Origin of the sequence: Streptococcus mitis (genome assembly GCF_047463435.1) — a bacterium.
GTDB classification, from domain to species: domain Bacteria; phylum Bacillota; class Bacilli; order Lactobacillales; family Streptococcaceae; genus Streptococcus; species Streptococcus mitis_DS.
Window position 1 is genome coordinate 48,376 of the sequence record NZ_JASHDW010000003.1, and the last position, 22,493, is coordinate 70,868.

General features: G+C 40.2%; 20 protein-coding genes. 2 read left to right on the plus strand and 18 right to left on the minus strand.

The features are described 5' to 3' along the window. Positions 1–61: 61 nt before the first annotated feature. Complete coding sequence (locus QM843_RS02500) at positions 62–2,473, minus strand: glycoside hydrolase family 95 protein (protein ID WP_414304448.1); 2,412 nt, start codon at positions 2,471–2,473, stop codon at positions 62–64. Between the two features lie 52 nt (positions 2,474–2,525). After that, complete coding sequence (locus tag QM843_RS02505) at positions 2,526–3,218, minus strand: phosphoglycerate mutase (protein WP_000240129.1); 693 nt, start codon at positions 3,216–3,218, stop codon at positions 2,526–2,528. Positions 3,219–3,447: 229 nt separating this feature from the next. Between QM843_RS02505 and QM843_RS02510 the strand changes: the two genes are divergently transcribed. After that, the gene (locus QM843_RS02510; protein ID WP_414304449.1) at positions 3,448–4,239 is read left to right on the plus strand and encodes a nucleotidyltransferase domain-containing protein; all 792 of its coding nucleotides are present in this window, start codon (positions 3,448–3,450) and stop codon (positions 4,237–4,239) included. A 234-nt stretch (positions 4,240–4,473) separates the two neighbouring features. Here the strand turns inward: QM843_RS02510 and ileS are convergent, their stop codons facing one another. From ileS to pbp2b, 13 genes are all read right to left on the minus strand, one after another. Then, positions 4,474–7,266, minus strand: coding sequence for an isoleucine--tRNA ligase (ileS, locus tag QM843_RS02515; RefSeq protein WP_414304450.1), 2,793 nt, complete (start codon positions 7,264–7,266; stop codon positions 4,474–4,476). A gap of 252 nt (positions 7,267–7,518) precedes the next feature. Next, positions 7,519–8,394, minus strand: coding sequence for a DivIVA domain-containing protein (locus tag QM843_RS02520; RefSeq protein WP_001123209.1), 876 nt, complete (start codon positions 8,392–8,394; stop codon positions 7,519–7,521). Positions 8,395–8,402: 8 nt separating this feature from the next. Beyond that, positions 8,403–9,188: a YlmH family RNA-binding protein gene (locus tag QM843_RS02525; protein WP_414304451.1), complete on the minus strand. Its 786-nt coding sequence runs from the start codon at positions 9,186–9,188 to the stop codon at positions 8,403–8,405. Then, entirely contained in the window at positions 9,185–9,448 is a 264-nt protein-coding gene (locus tag QM843_RS02530; protein ID WP_261115946.1) for a YggT family protein, read from the minus strand. The genes QM843_RS02525 and QM843_RS02530 overlap by 4 nt, the downstream gene beginning before the upstream one ends. Further along, complete coding sequence (locus tag QM843_RS02535; protein WP_084888721.1) at positions 9,448–9,981, minus strand: cell division protein SepF; 534 nt, start codon at positions 9,979–9,981, stop codon at positions 9,448–9,450. The genes QM843_RS02530 and QM843_RS02535 overlap by 1 nt, the downstream gene beginning before the upstream one ends. 9 nt (positions 9,982–9,990) lie before the next feature. Then, positions 9,991–10,662 carry a YggS family pyridoxal phosphate-dependent enzyme gene (locus QM843_RS02540; protein WP_414304452.1) on the minus strand — a complete coding sequence of 224 codons (672 nt, stop codon included), beginning with the start codon at positions 10,660–10,662 and terminating at the stop codon, positions 9,991–9,993. A gap of 4 nt (positions 10,663–10,666) precedes the next feature. After that, entirely contained in the window at positions 10,667–11,923 is a 1,257-nt protein-coding gene (gene ftsZ, locus QM843_RS02545) for a cell division protein FtsZ (RefSeq protein ID WP_024057151.1), read from the minus strand. Positions 11,924–11,940: 17 nt separating this feature from the next. Then, positions 11,941–13,320 carry a cell division protein FtsA gene (gene ftsA, locus QM843_RS02550; protein WP_000090252.1) on the minus strand — a complete coding sequence of 460 codons (1,380 nt, stop codon included), beginning with the start codon at positions 13,318–13,320 and terminating at the stop codon, positions 11,941–11,943. 214 nt (positions 13,321–13,534) lie between these two features. After that, a complete protein-coding gene (locus tag QM843_RS02555; RefSeq protein WP_049502428.1) occupies positions 13,535–14,239 on the minus strand; it encodes a YwaF family protein in 705 nt (234 codons plus the stop codon). A 94-nt stretch (positions 14,240–14,333) separates the two neighbouring features. Continuing rightward, complete coding sequence (locus QM843_RS02560) at positions 14,334–15,707, minus strand: UDP-N-acetylmuramoyl-tripeptide--D-alanyl-D-alanine ligase (RefSeq protein WP_261146776.1); 1,374 nt, start codon at positions 15,705–15,707, stop codon at positions 14,334–14,336. Positions 15,708–15,791: 84 nt separating this feature from the next. Continuing rightward, a complete protein-coding gene (locus QM843_RS02565) occupies positions 15,792–16,835 on the minus strand; it encodes a D-alanine--D-alanine ligase (RefSeq protein WP_229294611.1) in 1,044 nt (347 codons plus the stop codon). A gap of 174 nt (positions 16,836–17,009) precedes the next feature. Continuing rightward, positions 17,010–17,606, minus strand: coding sequence for a recombination mediator RecR (gene recR, locus QM843_RS02570; RefSeq protein ID WP_023946149.1), 597 nt, complete (start codon positions 17,604–17,606; stop codon positions 17,010–17,012). Between the two features lie 10 nt (positions 17,607–17,616). Further along, positions 17,617–19,674 (minus strand): penicillin-binding protein PBP2B, encoded by a 2,058-nt coding sequence (gene pbp2b / locus QM843_RS02575; RefSeq protein ID WP_080976429.1) that lies wholly within the window; start codon positions 19,672–19,674, stop codon positions 17,617–17,619. Positions 19,675–19,864: 190 nt separating this feature from the next. Between pbp2b and QM843_RS02580 the strand changes: the two genes are divergently transcribed. Beyond that, positions 19,865–20,716, plus strand: coding sequence for a MurR/RpiR family transcriptional regulator (locus QM843_RS02580; protein ID WP_414304453.1), 852 nt, complete (start codon positions 19,865–19,867; stop codon positions 20,714–20,716). 61 nt (positions 20,717–20,777) lie between these two features. Here QM843_RS02580 and QM843_RS02585 read toward each other — a convergent pair whose 3' ends face one another. The 3 genes from QM843_RS02585 to QM843_RS02595 all read right to left on the minus strand — a co-directional run bounded on the left by QM843_RS02585 (position 20,778) and on the right by QM843_RS02595 (position 22,422). Next, entirely contained in the window at positions 20,778–21,128 is a 351-nt protein-coding gene (locus QM843_RS02585) for a type II toxin-antitoxin system RelE/ParE family toxin (RefSeq protein ID WP_000384864.1), read from the minus strand. Next, positions 21,118–21,405 carry a type II toxin-antitoxin system RelB/ParD family antitoxin gene (relB, locus tag QM843_RS02590; RefSeq protein WP_000951984.1) on the minus strand — a complete coding sequence of 96 codons (288 nt, stop codon included), beginning with the start codon at positions 21,403–21,405 and terminating at the stop codon, positions 21,118–21,120. The genes QM843_RS02585 and relB overlap by 11 nt, the downstream gene beginning before the upstream one ends. Positions 21,406–21,657: 252 nt before the next feature. Further along, a complete protein-coding gene (locus tag QM843_RS02595; protein ID WP_045605911.1) occupies positions 21,658–22,422 on the minus strand; it encodes a class I SAM-dependent methyltransferase in 765 nt (254 codons plus the stop codon). Between the last annotated feature and the right edge of the window lie 71 nt (positions 22,423–22,493).

Genomic DNA, 22,493 nt, shown 5'->3' on the forward strand with positions numbered 1-22,493 from the left:
TTTGAGGTTGCAGATAAAGCTGACGTGGTTTGAAGAGATTTTAGAAGAGTATAACATCTTCTTAAAAATAAAATTGAACCAGATCACCTTCTGCTGTTGCCACCGAAATACAATCTTTCCCTATGCATTTCGATTTTATTTTTTCTTGATTCACTTCAATCACACTTTTTTCAATATCTGGATAAGAGACTCGCAAATCTCCCCCACTTCTTGATAAAATGGTCAACTGTAAGAGTTTTTTATCCGCCCACCTCATGCTAACTTCAAAATGTCCACGTGCCATTAAGCCTGAAACGGAACCTGTTGACCATGCATCGGGTAGGGCGGCTAGAGGTACCAGATAAGCTGTATGAGACTGGAGTAACATTTCTGCCATTCCACTGCTAGCACCAAAATTACCATCTATCTGAAAAGGAGGGTGGCTACACCAAAGATTTGGCAAGGTAGATGACTTTAACTGCTCTGCTAATAATTTATGGGCTCGATTGCCATCTCCTAGACGCGCCCAAAGATTGATCTTATTGGCCTTAGACCAACCTGTGCCGCCATCTCCACGATCATTGAGGCTAGCACGCGCCGCTTCAAGATACTCTTGTACCTTGTAGCTAAAGAGAGTTCCAGGATAGAGTCCCACTAGATGGGAAGTGTGCCGATGCTGAGCCTCCACTTTCTCATTTTGAAAATGCTGCTCTTCCTCCTCATACCACTCCCTGATTCGACTAGATTGAGTGATTTGAAGAGGATTAAGCAAGTCAAACTTCTCCTTGACCTCAGTCAACAAAGCCTCATCCAGTCCCAATTCCTGAGCAGCCTGAATAAAATCATGAAATAACTGCCAAATTAGAGATTGGTCATAGGTATTGCCAATCGAAATCGGCCCATGTTCTGGCGAATAAGACGGAGAAGAGACCCAACGCTGCGCCTGCTGATCCTCATGTAAAAAATCATTCCAAAAACGAACGGTTTCCCTCAACATGGGATAAATTTTCTCCCTGAGATAGTCTTGATCCCTATAAAATGAATAGGCTTCATAAACAGTTTGCATCATCCAAGCATTGGCAGCTGGTGACCACCCCCAGTAATAATCCCAACCAGGTGCCGTCCAGCCAAAAGGAGTCGCTTGAGTATGAACCAGCCAACCATTCTCCTCACCTTTCTGAGAGACGATTCCTGCATACCTTGCAGCCGCTAGACGACCATAGACACGCAAATCATCTATATAGTTGATGACTGGAAAAGCCGTCTCTAGAAGATTAGTAACATAGGCTGGCCAATAATTCATCTGCAGATTGACATTTAAGTGATAGTCCGAATTCCAAGGAGGATTATCGACCGCATTCCAGACTCCCTGTAGATTAGCTGGTAGAGCATCTGGGCAGTCTCTAGAAGAACTAATCAATAAATACCGTCCATACTGGAAGAACAACTCCTCCAAAGCCTGCCCCGCTTGTGGCTTATAATTTTTTAGCAAATCATCTGTAGTGGATGTGTCTACATCAGCTCCCAAATCCAATTGAACACGTTGGAATAAGGCTTGGTAATCCTGAATATGCCTTGATTTCAATTGGGCATAGCCCTTTTCTTTAGCTATCTCCACCAAGTCATTAACCTGTTTCTCTAAATCTATTTTCTTGCGATAATTACTAGCAGGATTTTGGGCAAAATCAGTCTTAGCAGCCAAGAAAAGATTGGCATAACTGGCTCCTGATATCTGAGCCTTATCTGACCAAACTCTAATGTCTCCATCCGTTTCCCAAACTAAACAGCCAGCAAACCGCAGGTCATTATCCTTAACCCGTCCCCTCATCAAGATATAAGAATCAGTGACATCCAGCTGGCATTCCTTGTAATCAGATTTTTCCTGCTCATACTTTCCATCAGAAGCCAAATCACGACTTAGCGACAGTTCTATAGTAAAATCTAGAGTTTCTGCCCCTTCCTTAGTAAAGCGCTGAATCAAGAGATCATCTGGAAAACTCGCAAAAGCTTCACGTTCAAATTTCGTTCCCTTATAGACATAAGAAGTCGTCGCAACTGCCTTACTAATATTCAGCTGTCTCTGATAGTCCGCCACCTGAGACAAAGTCTTGCCTTGATTACTAAACTCAATATGAATATCCCCAAAGGACAGATAGGTCCCATATTGACTCGTTTTTGGCCCGACTAGGTGCTGTTCAGCCAGTTCTTTAGCCCGATTGTAATCTCTCTTTTCCAAAGCCTGCCGAATCTCAGCTAAAAAACCATACTGGTCCTGAAGATTTCCACCCTGATAATCTGAACTATCAGGAAGTGGACCTCCAGACCAGAGACTTTTTTCATTGAATTGAATCCGTTCAGCCCCAATAAGACCAAATACTTTTGCCCCTAAAGAACCATTGCCTATTGGTAAGGCCTCTTCTTCCCAACCCTTATATGTTGTTGACGCTGGTTGCTTGTAGACCAATACATAATCTTGTTTTTTATTCCTTATCATACTACCATACTAACATAAAAAGCCTAGAAATCAATTCTAGACTTACAATTTTTTATTTTCCAAGGTAGTATTCAGAAACTACGTTCAATTTTTCGTCGAATTCGAATACCAATGGTGGGAAGTTAGGGATTTCCACGTCCATGATTTCGTCATCTGACAAACCTTTGATGTGTTTTACAAGGGCACGGATTGAGTTACCGTGAGCTCCTACGAATACGTTTTTACCATCTTTAAGAGCTGGAGCGATTTTATCTTCCCAGAATGGAAGGGCACGTTCCAAAGTCACTTTCAAGTTTTCAGCATCTGGAATAACTGAATCGTCAAGTGAAGCGTAACGACGGTCTGTGTGAGCTGAGTGCTCATCATCACGATCCATGTTTGGAGGCAATACATCGTATGAACGACGCCAGATGTGAACTTGCTCATCACCAAATTGTTCAGCAGCTTCAGCTTTGTTTTTACCAGTTAAACCACCGTAGTGACGTTCGTTCAAACGCCATGATTTTTCAACTGGAACCCACAATTGGTCAGAAGCTTCAAGAGCCAAGTTAGTTGTTTTGATCGCACGTTTCAATACTGAAGTATAAGCTTGGTCAAATTCGATACCAGCTTCTTTGATCAATTTACCAGCGTCAATCGCTTGTTGTGTACCTTTTTCAGACAAATCAACATCAGCCCAACCAGTGAAAAGGTTAGCTTTGTTCCATTCAGACTCACCGTGGCGAGCAAAAACCAATTTTACCATTAGATGGATTCTCCTTTAAATTTTCCGAGGTTTTCCCTCGTTTATCTATTCTATTTTACACAATTTTTCACAAAAAAGCTAGTCAAAACCAAAAAGGAACCGACTGTTTGGCAGTGGGATTGCTTTAAACAAATATAAGCAAATATGTGAAAAGAAATTTCCATTTCACTCTTGCTAATCTCCTTGCTTTTTGTTAGAATGATGTCAAAAAATAAAAAAGGTTAACATTATGCCACAACATCTCTTTAAAGAATTGGCTCAACTGGAGCAAGTAGAGGCTCTAGCTCTAGGAGGATCACGGGCTGGACAAGATTTTGACAAAGACTCTGACTATGATGTATATGTCTACCTCAGTGCTCCCCTCTCGCCAGACATCAGAGAAGAAATCCTCAGTAAATACTGCTCCTATATGGAAATCGGCAATCAATTTTGGGAATTGGAGGATGATTGTGTTCTCAATAATGGCATAGAGATTGAGCTGATTTACCGCTCTCTAGACGAATTTGACAAAGATTTACAAGCCGTAGTTTTAGAGCACCAAGCCCAGAATTCTTACACTACTTGTATGTGGTACAATCTACTCAACAGCAAGATTCTCTACGATCGAGATGGTCACTATGCTGCCCTCCAGAAAAAGTACAATCTTCCTTATCCAGCTGAGCTGAAAAAGAATATCATCAACAAGCAATTCCTGCTTCTCGACCAAGCTATGCCAGCTTTTTCAAGACAAATCAAAAAAGCTCTCAAACGCCAAGATTTACTCAGCATCAATCACCGTACTAGTGAGTTTTTCGCCTCTTATTTCGATTTGCTCTTCGCCTTCAATGAGCAGCTCCATCCAGGAGAAAAACGCATGCTCCAGTTCGCAAAAAACAATTGCTCTCATCTACCTCAAAATTTTGAGAACGATATCCAAGACTACTTTCAAAATCTCTACCAACTAGCTAACCAACAGAAAACAATCCTAACTTTGGAGCATCTCCTATCAAATCTTAAACACTTGATTGATGAATCCCTTTAGAATGCCAACAAATAAAAGCTCATGAAATCTACTTTTCAGATGATTCATGAGCTTTTTGAAATTCAACAATATACAACGATGTAAGGCTAATTGAGACAAGAAAACGACAATAAACTTCAAACATTATAAAAACGCATCATATCAGATATTCAAAACCTTGATACAATGCGTTTTATAGACTATAAGACTAGTTGTCTTTTCTTCTCAAATTGAGTTTTCCCTAGACTTTTCAACTTATTTCGCTTCAAATCCTTCTGCGACTGCTTCCGCAAAGTTTTCTTCTACGATGCTTGCACAGTGGTCACAGATGACTGCGTGGTAGCTGCGTTCTGCTGTTGTTGGGTCGATACGACGGCAACGGTCACATACTTCACCTGCAGCGCGTTCAACAGTAAAGGCTACATCTTCGAAGCTAACAGCAGCTTCTGGAGCTGATCCTTCTGCGATAGTCAATTCAGACACGATCAAAAGTTGAGCTACATTGCTGTTTACTGCTTCGAGTAGAGTTTTCACCACTTCGTTTGGATAAACTGTCAAATGTGCTTCAAGTGATTTACCGATAACTTTGGCATTACGAGCTTCTTCCAAGGCTTTTTGAGCTTGTCCACGGAAATCCATGAAGGCAGCCCAGGTATCCAAGATTTCTTCTTGGTTAGCAAATGACTCTGCTTCTGGCAATTCTGACAATTGAACAAAGTCTTCTGCTTCAAACTCAAGATATGACCAGATTTCTTCCGCAGTGTGAGGAAGGATTGGTGTCAAGAGTTTGGTAATTTTCACAAGAATGTCATAGAAAACAGTCTGCATTTGACGGCGTTCCAATGATTTGGCACCTTCGATGTAGACAACATCTTTGGCAAAATCAAGGTAGAAGGCTGACAAATCAACGTTGATAAAGTTCACCAAGGCCTTATAGATTGTCAAGAATTCAAAGTTTGCGTATGCATCACGAATGGTCTTAACAAGCTGGTTAAAGCGAATAGTCATATACTTATCAACTGAACGAAGCTCATCGTAAGCTACTGCGTCTTGAGCTGGGTTAAAGTCAGATGTGTTAGCAATCAAGAAACGAAGAGTGTTACGAATCTTACGGTAAGTTTCAGAGACTTGGCTCAAGATATCCATAGAGATACGCACATCGTTGCTTGAGTCAACACTTGTTACCCAGAGACGCAAGATTTCAGCACCAAATTGTTTTTCAACATCGCTTGGAGCAATGGTATTCCCAAGAGATTTAGACATCTTCTCACCTTTACCATCAAGGGCAAAACCTTGTGACAGAATTTGTTTGTAAGGTGCTACGCCATGGTTGGCAACAGATGTAATAAGTGATGAGTTGAACCAACCACGGTATTGGTCAGAACCTTCTAGGTAAAGGTCTGCTGGGTATGTCAACTCAGGACGGTTTACCACAACTCCATTCCATGATGAACCTGAGTCAAACCAAACGTCCATGATATCTGTTTCTTTTTTGAACTCGCCATTTGGTGAACCTGGATGAGTAAATCCTTCTGGCAAGAGGTCCTTAGCATCACGTTCCCACCAAATGCTTGAACCATGTTCCTCAAAGAGTTGAGCCACGTGTTCAATAGTTTCAGCAGTCATGATCGCTGTACCGTCTTCAGCGTAGAAGATAGGAAGTGGAACACCCCAAGCACGTTGACGAGAGATAACCCAGTCGCCACGGTCACGAATCATGTTGTAAAGACGGACTTTACCCCATTCTGAGTGGAATTTCACTTTTTCAATTTCGTCCAAGATTTCTTGGCGGAATTTAGAAACTGAGGCAAACCATTGTGGTACTGCACGCCAGATGATTGGTTTCTTAGTACGCCAGTCAAATGGATATGAGTGAGAGATTTCTTCTTGGGCAAGAAGGAGGTTACCAAGTTTTTCAATAACAGTTGGAACTACCTTTTCATAGAATTGACCTTCAAACTCAGGACCAGCATTCTTCATCATGATACCACGTTCGTCAACAGTCACTGCGACTTCAAGACCATTAGCAATACCGACATTGTAGTCATCCTCACCAAAACCAGGGGCTGTATGGACGATACCTGTACCAGAATCAGTCGTAACGTGGTCACCAAGGATAACCAATTCATCTACAGCTGTATCCCATGGGTGTTCTGTTACGATATGATTCAATTCTTGACCACGGTAAGTTGCCAAAACTTGAACATCAACCCAGCCAAATTTCTCAGACAAGCTAGTCAATAATTCTGCAGCAACCACAAACTTACGAGTTTCACCAGCAGGTTGAACCAAAACGTAATCAATATCTGCACCAACAGTCAAACCACGAGAAGCTGTGATGGTGAATGGAGTTGTTGTCCAGACTACGATATAAGTATCTGTATCTAGAACACCTTTGCCATCTTTTACTTTATTTGCATAGTAAAGAGAAGTTGAAACCAAGTCATGGTATTCAATCTCCGCTTCTGCAAGGGCAGATTCAGATGACCAAGACCAGTAAACTGGCTTGGCACCACGGTAGATATAACCCTTATTAGCCATCTCACCGAAGACACGGATTTGGGCTGCTTCATAATCAGGAGTCAGGGTCACATATGGATTTTCCCAGTCGCCAGAAACACCCAAACGTTTGAAGTCTTCACGTTGTTTATCTACTTGTGAAAGAGCGTATTCACGGCAAAGTTTCAAGTACTCAACCAAGTCCATTTCTTTACGTTTGACACCTTGTTTTGCCAAAACTTGCTCGATTGGCAGACCATGTGTATCCCAACCTGGAATATATGGTGCATAAAATCCTGACATAGATTTTGAACGAACAATGATATCTTTTGAAATCTTGTTCATAGCGTGTCCAACGTGGATATTTCCGTTCGCGTATGGAGGGCCATCATGCAAGGTGAAATGAGGTTTTCCTTGGTTCAATTCTTGACGACGTTGATAAAGTTTTGCGTCTTCCCATTCCTTTTGCCAAACTGGCTCTTTGGTAGGAAGGCCTGCACGCATTGGGAAAGCTGTTTTCCCAAGGTTAAGGGTATCTTTGAGTTTCATGGTATCTCCTTTATAAATAATAACAAATTAAAAACCACGACTTCCAAAAAGGACGAAAATCGTGGTACCACCTTTATTCGGAAAAAGATTTAGTCTTTCTCCCTCTTATCCCGTAACGTGGGGAACGTCAAATCTTACTAGCTTCAGACTTGAGTTTTTGAGAGGATAATCTTATCGTTAGGGAATGCAGGACTCACACCATCTCCTGCTCGCTGGAAATATAAGGATAAGATATTGTTCTCAGATTATTTCTTATAAAATTGTAACAGATTCTTGCGGTGCCGCAAAACCTGGTTCTGAGTTTACAGCTTCAGTAGCTGGTGTTGGTCCTGAATAATGGCTTGGAGCTACTTCTGGTTCTTCATACATTGGACCAACTGGATGAGCTGGACTTTCTTCAACAACCGGAGCTGGTGAAACCACTTGTTCCTGCTCAGCTCTTGCTTCGGCTTCTGCAAGTTCCTTATTAGCCGCTTCGATACGCGCTTGCAACTCAGCCATTTCCTCGGGAGAAAACTGGCGAGTAATATCAATTGGTTCTTCCTCTGGATGTTGTTGCAAGACAGAGTCACCTAAGACTTCGCTGACCACTTCTTTGAAAGCTTCATCACTTGTCTGAAGATAAGTCGCTGTTGGGCGAAGAATATCTTCCCAATCTGAAGATTCAACAATTGCTAACTGGCTCTCAATTGTAGATTTAAGACGTTGATGGAAGACACGACTCTTGTTCTTCAATTCTTCTGTTTCAACAGCAACTTTCTTAGCATTGTCAGTTGCTTGACGAAGAATTTCATTTGCCTTGTACTTAGCTTCTTCCAACAAACGTTGGGCATCTTGCTCTGCTTGTTGGATAATATTGTTTGAACGTTCTGTTGCAGCTTGTTTTACTCGCTCAGCCGTATCCTGCGCAATCAACACAGATTGACTCAATGAATCTTTCATCTCATCAAAGTAAGACAAACGCTCTTCCAAACTCTTAATATGTAAATCCTTGTCATGATTAGAGCGAACCAAATCTTCATAATCACGGACTACAATATCTAAAAACTCATCTACTTCTTCTTGATCAAACCCTCTGAAGCGTGTGCTAAAGGTTTTATCTTTGATTTCTAACGATGTAATTGGCATATTTTTCCTCACTTACTTAATAACAATTGGACCGTTAATTTCTTTTTATCTTTTTTTGTTTGCCCATTATCTCTAACGAGTTTTAATCGACCAAATTTCCTCACACTAATCAAATCACCAACTTGGACTGCATAATCTGATTTTTCAACTAAATGGTAATTCACTTGGACTGCCTGTTTTTCAATTAGCTGACTTGCCTGATTTCTAGACAACTTGAAGACACCTGCTAGAAAAACATCTAATCTAGAACTAGCGATACAAATATCTAATTCTTGATAATCTTCTACTGTAGCAATTTTCTCAGTAAAATCCCGTTCTTCTAGACGAACCGGTAAACGAGCAACTTTCGTAATGCCGTCTTGAAAAAGGAGCATAAACTGTCGATTAATGATAATCTGTGCTCTCTCTTCATTGACTAAGATATCACCAAATAGCTTCCTATCAATTCCCAGCTTGTTTAAAACAGTCCCTAATATTTTTGCATGTGTTAAGCGCTCAAACTTATTAGGATAGACTATTTCTTGCAAGGATAGTTCAAAATCAGAGAATTCTGGCTCAAAATAATCAGGATACAGGAGTACCCGTACATATTCAGTTTCAATAAACTGCCGACTGCTCATGTAGGAGATGCCGTTGGTTGATGCTAGAACCTTTAAAATCTTTTCTTGATGGGGATTTACAAAAGGTGTTAAAAAAGGAGAATACGAATCTTCTACCTTTTTTATCCATTCTAAACTCTTATCAATAAAAGACGAATCATTCTTAGAAAAGTGTTGATAAATCATCTTGTTCATAGAAAAATCACTAAAAGTCGAATCAACTGTTCCCCTAGGAAGTGAACTAGTAATACCGCAATCCAGACAGACAAGTCAAGACCTGCAATCTGGAGGGGTAAACGTTGCAAGGGAGCTACTATCGGTTTCACTAAACTAATAATCAAGCGTCCAAGACGTGATTCATAAGCATTGGGAAACCAAGACATCAGAGCAAAAATGATTAAAATCAGTGAATAGATATCCACTGCATTTTGAATAAAACGAATGAGAAAGAGCATTATCTCACTCTCGTACGTTTCATGTCAAAACCAAATTCACCATTTTGTGATTCATCTGGAATTTTGATATCTTCAATATTGACGACAACATCAACTGGTGTCAGCAGGTACATAGTAGATGCTACCTTTTTCATGTTACCAGCTAAAACGTGACGTGCCCCATCCAGATAATCCAAACAACGACGAGCTTGGACTTCTGTCATATATTGGAAATCAATCAAAATACTTTCGTTACCAGCTAATAAATCAACAATATCTGTGGCGTCTTCGTATTTACGTGGATAACGAACATCAATTGTTACCTTATCAGTAGAACGTTGACTTTGCATAGCCAACTCTTGTTGACGGGCATGAAGACGAGTGATGTTTTTATCTTTAGATGGCGTGCTAGCAGCTTGTTGAGGCAACTCTTGAACAGAAGGGACTGGAGTCACAATCGGCTCTTCAGCTTTAGGCTGATAAGTAGTACCCACATCTTCTCCATCTTCTGTAAAATAATCTATAAATTTATCAAATCTATCTTTTAAAGACATAGTTCTTTCCTATTTAAAAAATGCTGAACCAATTCTGACAAATGTTGAGCCAAATTCAATCGCTTCCTTGTAGTCACGACTCATACCCATACTCAAGTCCGTCATTGGCATATTGGGAATTTGTTTTTCTCTAATTTCTAGTTGCAAATCCTGCGTAGCTTTAAAAATCTCTTTCAACTCATCACTACTAGCTTCAAAAGGTGCCATGGTCATCAAGCCGACATATTCGATTTTATCTAAGGTGGCCAACTCTGGCAAGAGCTCCATTAGTTCTTCCTTTGAAAAACCATGTTTGCTCTCTTCCCTTGAGATATTCACTTGTAAGAAACACTTAACAACTCGGTCACTTCTTTTTTGAATTTCCTCTGCTAGCTTTAATGAATCCAAAGCGTGGAAATAATCAACGTACTGAATGACATCTTTAACCTTGCGTCTTTGCAAGGTTCCAATCAAATGCCATGTAATATTTCTATCTTTTAAAGCTTCATATTTCTCAAGAAATTTATCCACACGATTTTCACCAATATGATGCACACCTAGCGGAAGCAAAGCCTCCGCTGTCGGTACGTCTACATATTTTGTAACAGCAAGAACTGAAACAGAATTGGCTTCTCTTCCTGCCTGCTGACTTGCATCTTTTATTTGTTGAAAAACACGTTCTGTATTTTCTTTCAAATTCATTTACTTAACGATTTTTGAAAAATGGAGGAGTGTCTAATTCATCCTCATCGTGTAAAGATGGCGCTTCGAAACGTTCAACTGGTGATACCACTGAATCAGTTGGTCGAACAATTGTCTCACGACGCAAGTCCCAATCACCAAATGCTGAAGTTTGAGAAGTTTCTGTGCGACGAGGTGCTGGACTTGGAATTTCTGCAGTTTCAGCCATATCAAACTGACGATTATGATTGTGTGCATGACTAGGACTTACTTGTTCATGACGAACAGCTTGTCTTGGTGCATGGCCCACAACTTTTTCCACACGATCTTGACGAACACCAGTTGCAACGACTGTAACACGGATTTCATCTTTCATGTTTTCATCGATTGATGTTCCAAGCCAGATGTTCACTCCTTGGCCAGCTGCTTGGTTGACGATCTCTGAAGCTTCTTCTGCCTCAATCAAAGTCAAGTCGAGACCACCAGTAACGTTGACGATGACATCCTCAGCACCGTCAATAGTTGTTTCAAGAAGTGGTGAGTAGATTGCCTTACGAGCTGCTTCTACCACACGTTCTTCACCACTACCGATACCGATACCCATTAGGGCGTTTCCTTTATTTGCCATAACTGTTTTCACATCGGCAAAGTCAAGGTTAATCAAACCAGGATTTGTAATCAAATCAGTAATCCCTTGAACACCTTGGCGAAGTACGTTATCTGCTTCGCTAAGAGCTTCAAGAAGTGGAGTTTTCTTATCAACAATTTCAAGCAAGTTGTTGTTTGAAATAATCAATAGAGTATCCACATGCTCACGAAGTTGATTGATTCCTTCTACAGCATATTGGCCACGTTTGCTTCCTTCAAAACCGAAAGGACGTGTCACAACACCAACTGTAAGAGCACCTAAATCTTTAGCAATGCGGGCAATAACAGGAGCAGCACCAGTACCTGAGCCACCTCCCATACCTGCAGTAATGAAGACCATGTCTGCTCCAGTAATAGCTTGAGTCAAGGCTTCTTCGCTTTCTTCGGCTGCCTTTTGACCGATTTCAGGTCGACCTCCAGCACCCAAACCACGAGTCAATTTAGGACCTAACTGAATTACAGTCTCAGCTTTTGTACTACTCAAAGCTTGTACATCTGTGTTTGCTGCGATAAATTCTACGCCTGCAACACCTTCGTCAACCATGCGGTTAATGGCGTTTCCGCCACCTCCACCAACACCGATTACTTTAATAACTGCACCTTGAGCTGCTGCTGTATCAAATGAAAATGTCATAGTTTATTTTTCCTCTTTTATTCATCAAACATGCTTCCGATTAAGCCACGGAAACGATCTGCGATTTTTGGTTTATTTTGAGAAGATACTTTATCTTCTTTGGGAGCAACTACGTTCGTAGAAGCTGATTGCTCTACCTCAGTATTTTGAACTGGTTGAATAGGGGTAGGTTGTGCTACTTGCGTAACGCGTTGAATCATCCCACCAAAATTAATTGGTTGGTGACGCAAAGTATCCTCACCCTTAACTGCTCGTTGTGCCAATAAATGCACTTCAGTCAATTGACCAGCAAATTCAGACAAGCTAATCACATGAGCAAAGGCAGGGTTACGGATTCCAACTTGATTTGGAACGTAAAGTTTAACACCAACGCCAAAGACTTCCTGTGCAAGTTCTACAATACCTGGTAAAATAGCATTTCCACCAATCAGAACAATCCCACCTGGAAGATCCAACAAATGTCTTCTTTCCAACTCTTGTTTGATTTGTTCAAAAATGTGTTTAATGCGAGCTGAAATAATCTCTGCTAGGTAGCTTTCTGTAACTTCTACAGGTTCTACTTCACCAATTACTTCAACTTGGAAGGTTTCATTGCTTGCAAGTGAAGGGTAGGCTTCACCATAGTTTAATTTCAATCCTTCAGCTAATTTCTGTGAAGTCTTCAAGACTTTAGAGATATCTTTTGTGACATAATCTCCACCTTCTTGAAGAATATTTGTAAACTGGAGTTCTTGGTTACGGATTGTAGCAACAGTTGTTTGACCTGCTCCCATATCAATCACAGTAGCTCCAAATTCACGCTCTCCTTCGTTCAAGACTGAACGAACCAAAGCCAATGGTGAAATAATAATATTTTCAACTTGAACACCTGAGCGCTCAACTGTCTTACGTAAATTGTGAAGAATAGTACGTGGACCTGTGTAAAGCAAACCACGCATTTCAAGACGAACCCCCATCATACCACGTGGGTCACGAATACCTTGGAAACCATCTACGATAAATTCTTCTGGAATAAAAGTAATGACTTCACGATCTGGTGTCATACTCTTTGTCAAGGCTGATTTAACAACATTTTCAACATCTTGATCTGTAATTTCTTTTGTATCAGATGTAACTGGAATCATACCTTGAGTTGGTTCTACTTGCAAAAGATTTCCAGGCAAACCAACATTCACTGATTTGATTGAAATGCCAGCTTTCTCTTCTGCTTGGGAAATAGCTGACTTGATAGCAGTTGCTGCTGCTTCAATATCAACGATAATCCCATCCTTTACACCTTTACTCTTGGCATTACTTACACCAATTACATTAAGTTCACCATTTCTATGCTCGGCAACCAACACTTTAATCGAATTAGTTCCGATATCTAAGCCTGTAAAAAAACCATCTCTAGCCATTACATCGCATCCTCTCTCTTCCAAGTTTCAAACTTCTATTCAATATAGCTAAAATAGGGCATAGCTATTCACAGAATATTATAACACAAAAAATCCAATCGTGCTTAGTTTTTCCTAAATTTACTTACCATTTTTTCACATTCTTTCCTTAGCTTTTTTTATTTTCCAAACAAGTTATAAAAAATCAGATTTATGAAAAAAAGAAAGCTCATTTCTAAGCTTTCTTTGCAATCATTTTTTCTGCTTCTTGTTCTAAAAATAGTTCCAAGATTTTCTTTGTTAACGTAATCGCTGCTGATAAGGCCAGGGAAACGATTAAATAATTAGCTACTAAGCCATGGTCTCCAACCAATGGTGGTTTTGTCAAGAATCCGTAATCTCCACCTGTTACTAAATTGACCACAAAAATCAAGGCATTTAATGCAAAGGTCATGAGAAAAATTCTTTTCACATCTAGCATTCTCGCATCGTACTGTCTCAAGAGATAAACCAGTGAGTTCCCCAAGAGAGCTAAGTGCCCAAAGATAAAGGACAAAATGGCAATATGTGGGAAAGGATAGGGATCTGGCACTGGATAAACAAAGGCAGCTAATGTCCCAAATGTTCCTAGTAATGCAAAATACTGCCTATATTTAGACTGACCAGGAAGCAAAAGCACCACAAACATAGCCATACGGCAATGGTAAAAGGGTAAGCTTTCTGATAATGGCATATGATTAACCCCGTACCATCCATAAAGAAGGATTAACTGAACTGCCTGCAAGATTTGGAAAAATCGTTGATAAGCCTTCTTTTCACGATAACGATAGGCTGTATAAAAGGTCAAGGCCAAGAGTGTAAATATACTGACATACCAAAAAAGATCAAACTTGGGTGGCTCTGTTGCTTGGGTCGTAAAGAAAATATCCCATAAATTCATCTAGTCTTCCTCATGTTTCAAAATTTTCCTGCATTTTATTATACCATGCTACTTAAGAAAAATGAATTTAGAAATACGTAAATGTTTGACAAAATCACTTAGCTTCATTTTCTAAACTTTCTACCAACTTGGCCAAATTCATAGAGTTAGAGCCCTTGAGCAGGATTTGGTCATGCACTCCAAGGCTTTCTTTGACCTGCTTAACTAGGTCTTCAAATTGGTCTTGGTTTTCTGTTTTCTTGAAGTAGTAAACGTGGCCGATTGGGAACATTTGACTAGCCAATTGGGCCAATTCTGCAATGTCTTCTCCATAGAAAATAACTGTATCAAGCACATCTGGAGAAAGGCTCAAAATCATCTGATTATGGAGTTGAATAGACTGGTCACCAAGTTCCTTCATGTCCGCCAAGACAGCGATTTTCTTGCCACCTTCGTTGGCTGGAATGGCAGAGAAAGTCTCTAAAATCAGCTTCATAGCAGTTGGATTGGCATTGTATACGTCAGACAGAATATCTGCTCCATTGGCCGCTTTCTTCCACTCGGTACGGTTACGCGTCAATTCAAGATTTTGGAAGGCCTGACGAATTTGCTCCTCTGGAACTCCTTCTTGCAGGGCAACATAGGATGCAATCATAGCATTGGTGGCATTGTACTTACCAGTCACTGGCAAATCAAGGGGTTGCTCCAAGAAATTGGCCTTAAAGGTCAAGCTATCCTTACGCTCAACCAAGTCGGTAATTTCCAACTCTGCTCCTTGGCCAAAACGAACTACCTTTTTATCAGTTGGCAAGTAGTCCTCTACAATAGTGTCAGCTGGCGCTAAAAGCAAGGAATTCGAAGACATCCCGTCTGCAATTTGCATTTTTCCTTTAGCAATTTCAGAACGGTCTTTGAAAAAGGCCAAATGGGCTTCTCCAACCAAGGTCACGATGGCTGTTTTTGGATGAGCCAATTCTGACAAGAGATGAATATCTCCCAAGTGATCCTGTCCCATCTCCAAGACCAACTTTTCTGTTCCTTCAGGCATATGGAGAACTGTGTAGGGAAGGCCAATCTCATTATTGTAGTTACCTTGTGTTTTGTAAGTTTTGTAGGTTGTTGATAGCAGGTGCGCCAACATGTCTTTGGTTGTTGTTTTACCATTTGAACCTGTAACAGCAAAGACATCAACTGCTGTTTTTTCAAGATAGTAGGCAGCTAGGGTTTGAAAGGCTGTCAAGACATCATCTACTAGAATATAGGGATGATTTGCGATTTCTTTCTCAGACAGGGTTACAGCAGCACCATTTTCAAAGGCTGTTTCGATAAAGTCATGACCATCACGCGCACCTTTGAGAGGAACAAATAAATCTCCTGTCGCAATCAAACGACTGTCAAACTCAGCTTTTTCTAACTGGGTGTCCTCAAAGATGCTGATATCATTTTTAGCTCCTACAACTTGAGCCACTTCATGGATTGTTAATTTCATTTCTACTCCTTTAAAAAGGGTTGAAGTCCGAGAACTCTAGTCACCTTGCAGTGATAGTTCTGGCTCCCACCCTCTCTTTCATTTTTATAACAAATGCGCTTCGCGCTTGTCAAAACTTTCCTTGGCAAGGTCCACCAAACGCTCGATTAGTTCTGGGTAGCTGATTCCCATATTGTCCCAAAGTAGTGGATACATTGACCACTGGGTGAAACCTGGCATGGTATTGAGCTCGTTGAGGAAAACCTCTCCCTTGTCTGTATAGAAGAAATCGCAACGAGAGAGACCGAGCCCACCAATGGCACGGAAGGCAGTTTCTGCATTTTGACGCATGACAGCTACCACATCATCACTGATCTTAGCTGGGATATCCATGGTAATCTTGTTATCAATATACTTGGCATCGTAGTCATAAAAGGCTACATCCTTGACTACTTCCCCTGGAAGCGTGCTTTTGACATCGTAGTTGCCCAAGAGACCAACCTCGATTTCACGGGCATTTACCCCTTGCTCTACCAAGACACGGCTGTCATATTGGAAGGCAAGTTTCAAGGCTTGACGGAGTTCTTCTTGATTTTCAGATTTTGAAATACCGACACTTGAACCCATGTTTGATGGTTTTGTGAAAACTGGATAAGTCAATTTTTCTTCCACTTCAGCAATTTTAGCAGTCATATCATCCCCTTCAACGATAGCCACATAAGGAACTTGTGCAATACCAGCAGATTCCAGAACACGCTTGGTCGTGATTTTATCCATGGCAAGGCTAGATGACAAGATGTTACAACCGACGTAAGGCATTTTCAAAACTTCCAAGAATCCTTGAACAGAGCCATCCTCTCCCATCGGACCATGAAGGACTGGAAAGACCACTGCTCCCTCTTCGTATATAGCACTTGGTGCAACTTTCTTATCCCAATCAATGGTTTCATTGGTCATAAGACGATCCTCTTGACCTGGAGTCTGGCTAAATTCTTGCGTTTTAATAAAATCACCCGACTGGCTGATGAAGAAAGTCTTGACTGTGAAACGGTCGTAGTTGACCGCACGCATCACACTCTCAGCTGAAAGAACAGAGACTTCACGCTCTGCACTACGTCCACCGTATAAAAGAATAATCGTTTGTTTCATATTATTTGTTCCAATTCTAATAGAATACTCGTTCTTTAGTATATCATATTTGCTTCTTTTTTGAAACTTGAACCTGATACTGGTCTTCAATAAATCTAAAAAGAGACCGATAAAACAACTGTCGGTCTCCTTAATTTTTGTCTAAATGAATTGAGTGTGTTCATTTGTCTAGACTTACAACTCTGTTCGATTTTCAATGGCTCGTAAGAGTGTCACTTCGTCCGCATACTCAATATCCGCTCCGACAGCGAGACCTCGCGCTAGACGCGTAACCTTGATACCAGCTGGCTTGAGCAAACGTGAAAGATACATCGAAGTCGCTTCCCCGTCCGCTGTAGCATTGGTCGCCACAATCACTTCTGAAACTTCACTATCCATAAGACGAGTCATAAGGCTCTTGAGATTGATATCATCTGGACTGATACCATTCATGGGAGAAATAAGACCATGTAAGACATGATAGAGCCCGTGGTATTCTTGGATATTCTCCATGGCTGCCACATCGCGACTATCTTCGAGAACTAAAATCGTTGTCTGGTCACGAGTCGGATCGATACAGATAGAGCAAGGATCGTCATCAGTCAGGCGACCGCAGATGGAACAGTAGGTCAGCTCTCTCTTAGCAGAAAGGAGATTTTTAGCAAATTCATTGACATCGTCATCAGACATTCCAATAGTATAGAAGGCCAGACGGGTAGCCGTCTTAATCCCGATACCCGGTAACTTCGAATAACTGTCAATTAGCTTAGCAATAGGTGTTGGATAAAGCATACGTTCCTTTCTAATTCATTGGATGATGTTGGTTATAGAGGTTGATAATATCGCGCGCAATGGAAGGTCCGACACCATTTGTAAGGTTGGTGTTATGAGGGAAGACAACAGCTACAGCGATTTGAGGATTATCTGATGGTGCATAGGCCACAGCATTAGTATTGTTAGCTTTTTGACCGCCCTCAACATAACTTTCAGCAGTACCTGTTTTTCCACTAATGGATACCGCTGCGCCATTTGAAAAGGCACGACCGGTTGTCAAAGCACTACCACCATGTGACACTTGATAAAAGCCTTGTTGGAGGATGGAAACATCAGACTCAGAAATATTAATTTTATTCATTTCCTTGGTTTCAATAGATTGGATTAAGTTCCCTAAGCCACCTTGTTCGTTGTTTCCATAAATCCCCTCGACAATGTGGGGGGCAATCCGAACACCGTTGTTGGCAATAGTTCCAACGTACTGGGCTAATTGCATAGGGGTGTAGTTATCAAACTGGCCAAAGGCATTGGTAATGTAATTGGCAAAGTCATATTCCTTAGGGGTAAATCCTGTAGATTCATCCGGAAGATCAATACCCGTTGAAGCTCCAAGACCATATTCAGCAAATGTCGCACGAAGTTTCCCCATAGCGGATTCCAAATTGCTGGTTCCAACAAACATATTAGGTTGATAAGTTTGACCCATGATGCCCAAAGCCGTTTGGACCATGTAGGTATTAGAAGAATACTCCAAGGCTTCCACAGCTGTAATCGGGAATGAACCGTAGGCTTGAGTATACCAAGAATTAATTGGAGCTGAACCTTGGAAGACAATCGGTTGGTCTGTCAAGGTCTGATTCCCTGATAAGACTCCATTCTCCCAACCAGAGCTGATGGTCGCCGCCTTGACAACCGAACCCGGGACAAAGACATTGGTTACTGTTCCCAAGGAATCAGGTGTTAAATCTCCCGTTTTCAAGTCATGTTTGAGTCCTGACATAGACAAAACCGCACCTGTTTTTGGGTTCAAAGCAACTGCATACACACCTTCAGAATACTTGGCTCCTCCATTTCCCAGTTCGGAATTGAAATAGCTCTTAAGCAGATTGTCCACGCTATCTTGGAAGGCCAAATCAATAGTCAGTTTAATATTATTCCCTTTGGTACCATCTTCGATATTTTCGACACTTTCCATATTGCCATACTTGTCTAGATGGACTTCTTTCACCGAGCGTTTTCCTTGCAAGGTTTCTTCATATTGTTTTTCTAGATAAGAAGTCCCAACACGGTCGTTTAGAGAATAACCCTTTTTGATATAAGCATCTGCTTCTTCAGCTGGTAGACCAGCTTTTTCACTAGATACACTTCCTACTATAGACGAAAGAGAAGTCTCTAGAACTTTTCGATCCCACGAAGTTGAAATACTGATACCAGGTAAATTCTTAGAGGCCGAAGCAATCAAGGCAATCTGAGTATCTGTTAAGGAGTCTGTCGCAATGGTCCCTGTCGCAAAATTTCCAACTGCATTGAGTTGGCTAAAAAGATAAATTTCTTTCTTTTCGTCATCCGAGTAGGCCAATTGACTTGGATCGATACTTTCAACAGTATTATTGTAAAGTTCGGACTCAGATAATTGATTGCCATCAGAATCAAGTCGCTTCTCACGTGGTAAACTTTCCACTGCTTTCTTATAGACATCTTGATCTGCTAGATAATAGTCTACCAACTGTCGGTCAGTCAATGTTGGAGAAGAAACTCCCACATAGGCTAACAGCTTCTTAGCTGTTTCTTTTAAATCTGCAGCCGTCATTTTGTTGTTTCGAGTAAAGGAAACAACCTGTTTCACAGTATTTTCAACCAAAGGCTTGCCGCTGGCATCATAAATTTCGCCCCGGGCCGAGCTAGTGGTCACCTTTGTTTTACTAGCAGATGCTAATTTTGTCTCATAAAAATCCTTGTTCAAAACCTGCATATAAAGCAGGCGACCAATAATAGCCATAAAGAGTAAAATGACAATCGAAAACAATAAATTAAGCCGAATCGGAATCGAATGGCTATCAAATTTTCTCATACAAATCAGTCTCATTTCTATTTAAAATCTTACTCTTCATTGTACCACAATTTGAGAAGAAAATTATGGAAAAGGAAAAAGCTTTTTTCCTTTTTACGGGAAAATACGATTTTATTTATCTATCCCTATATTATATGATATAATAAATGTAAAAGTTCGATGACCCAGTCTTTTTCCAATACGACTCATTTAAAGGAGCCTTTCTATGGACAAACCAGATATAGCAACCATCATTGATTCTCACTTCGAAGAAATGACAGATTTAGAGCAAGAAATCGCTCGCTATTTTTTACAATCTGAAACCATTGCAGATGATTTATCTTCTCAGAAGGTCACTCAAAAATTACATATTTCTCAGGCTGCTCTGACCCGCTTTGCTAAAAAGTGTGGTTTTACAGGCTATAGAGAATTTATTTTCCAATACCAACACCAAGCAGAGAAACAAGACACCCATTCTCACAAACACAGTCCACTGACAAAACGAGTCCTCAGAAGTTATAGCAACATGCGGGAGCAAACACAGGACTTGATTGACGAAGTCCAACTAGAAAGAATTGCCCAGTTAATCGAAGATGCTGAGCGTGTCTACTTCTTCGGAACAGGGAGTTCTGGCCTCGTAGCTCGTGAAATGAAATTACGCTTCATGCGTCTAGGTGTGGTCTGCGAGGCCTTGACTGACCAAGATGGTTTTGCTTGGACAACCAGTATTATGGATGAGAATTGTCTCGTACTCGGTTTCTCACTTTCTGGCTCAACCCCTTCTATTTTAGATAGTCTATTAGACGCTAAGGAGATGGGGGCAAAGACTGTACTTTTTACAAGTGTTCCCAATAAAGATAGTCAAGCCTATACAGAGACTGTTCTTGTAGCCACCCACAGCCAGTCTTCTTACATCCAACGTATATCCGCTCAACTTCCTATGCTCTTCTTTATCGATTTGATTTATGCCTACTTTTTGGAAATCAATCGTGAAAGCAAGGAAAAAATTTTTAACAGCTATTGGGAAAATAAAAAACTCAATGGCTATCGTAGACAAAAACGTATAAGAAAATCCTAGTTTGGCTGAGTCAAACTAGGATTTTTATTCATCACTAAACATACATCTTCTAGATTATGAATTAGTCATATCTTGACTTAGTCTTGAATAATTTCATGTAATCACTTTTTGAAGGGAGTAAATAAGCAAGTCTGACAGTATCCTCCACAATTGTATATAATACGATGTAATCCTTACTCAAGGTCAATCCTCGCGTTTGGTAGCGAGGGTCTAATTTCTTACCAAATTTTTCATCGGCATCAAATCCAGCTTGGGGGAAAATTTCTAGACGATTAATATCTTTTCTAATACTGGCTACTTTTCGTCTCGCAGCCTCTACAGAACCAATTTCCTCCGCTATATACTGATATATTTTGTCCAGACTATCAATCACTCTAGGAGAATACAAAATCCGATATTTTTTATAATCCATAGCGTGTCACGACATCCTCATCTGTCAAGTAATTTCCAGCCTCAATCTTGGCATAACTTTCTTGAACTTCTGCTTGTAATTGTCTAAACAAATACTCCTTCTCTAATTCCTCTTCACTCAGTAAATCTACTTCATTTGTTACGGCAACATTCTTTAAAAATAATCTAAGTGCTGATGAAAGAGAGAGATTTTGTTCTTTTAACACTTCCATGGCATCATTTACCAATTCTCTATTAGCTTGGAAGGTCACAATTTTATTTGAATTCGCTATAGCCATTTTATATAATTCCTTTATATATTTTATTTATTATCTCACAATTATAAAGAAAGTCAAGAGGATTTGATTTGAAAATCTTCCTTTTCGTTTTTGAATGTTTGACAACAAAAAGGAAATATCGCTATTTGCTACTTTTACTTTCTCTCTATAAATTTATTTGATTATTGTACTTCGACAAACTGAGATTTAGATTTTAACCCTCACCTCACCGAACATAAAACGGGCTATTCTCTTGAAGTATGTTTCATGAGTTCATAGTTTAATGCTAAGTGTAGCTATATAGTCAGTTCCATAACTCGATAATCGATGTCTTTTGTCACACGATTCATAAAAATCAATCATAGCAAGACCATTTTTAAGTTGTCCTCTAATCTGAGTCTCCAAGGTATGGCTAAATTCATATCCATATTCTGGATTGATGGTTATCTTTCCTTCCTCTTCAAGCTCTCTTGAATTAAAAGGCAATGAAAACTTCAAGAGTAGTTCCTCATCGGGTTTGTCCCATACAGTGTCAGCATCATACATGTATATCCAAGGGTTCATAAATCCGACCATTAACAATCCACCCTTTTTCAATACTCGAGAAGCTTCTTTATACATGTTTTCTAAGTCTTCTATATATACATTTGAAACTGGATTAAAAATAATATCAAAAGTTTCATTTTCAAATGGAAATGGTCTTGTCATATCTCCTTGAACTGTGTTGATTTTTAAGCCTTCGCTTTTAGCAACCATCTCATCTCTTTGTAATTGTGATTTCGAAAAATCCATTATGGTTACATCATAACCTTTTATAGCAAAGACTGGTCCCTGCTGTCCACCACCACAAGCTAAACCTAATATCTTTTTTCCATTTGCTTTTTCAAACCACTCTTTTGGAACTTTTTTCCCAACAGTTAATGCAACAGAAATTGGATGTTTTCTAACTTCTTCTAATTCTTCATGTGTCAATGGCTCAGTGTAGTCATTTTTTACATTATTCCATCTATCTTCATTTAATTTTATATAATTGTTCATCTTATAATCTTCTCGTAATTTTATATTATTTCGATTTAAGGTGAATAGGTTGCCACATTTCTCTCACCTCT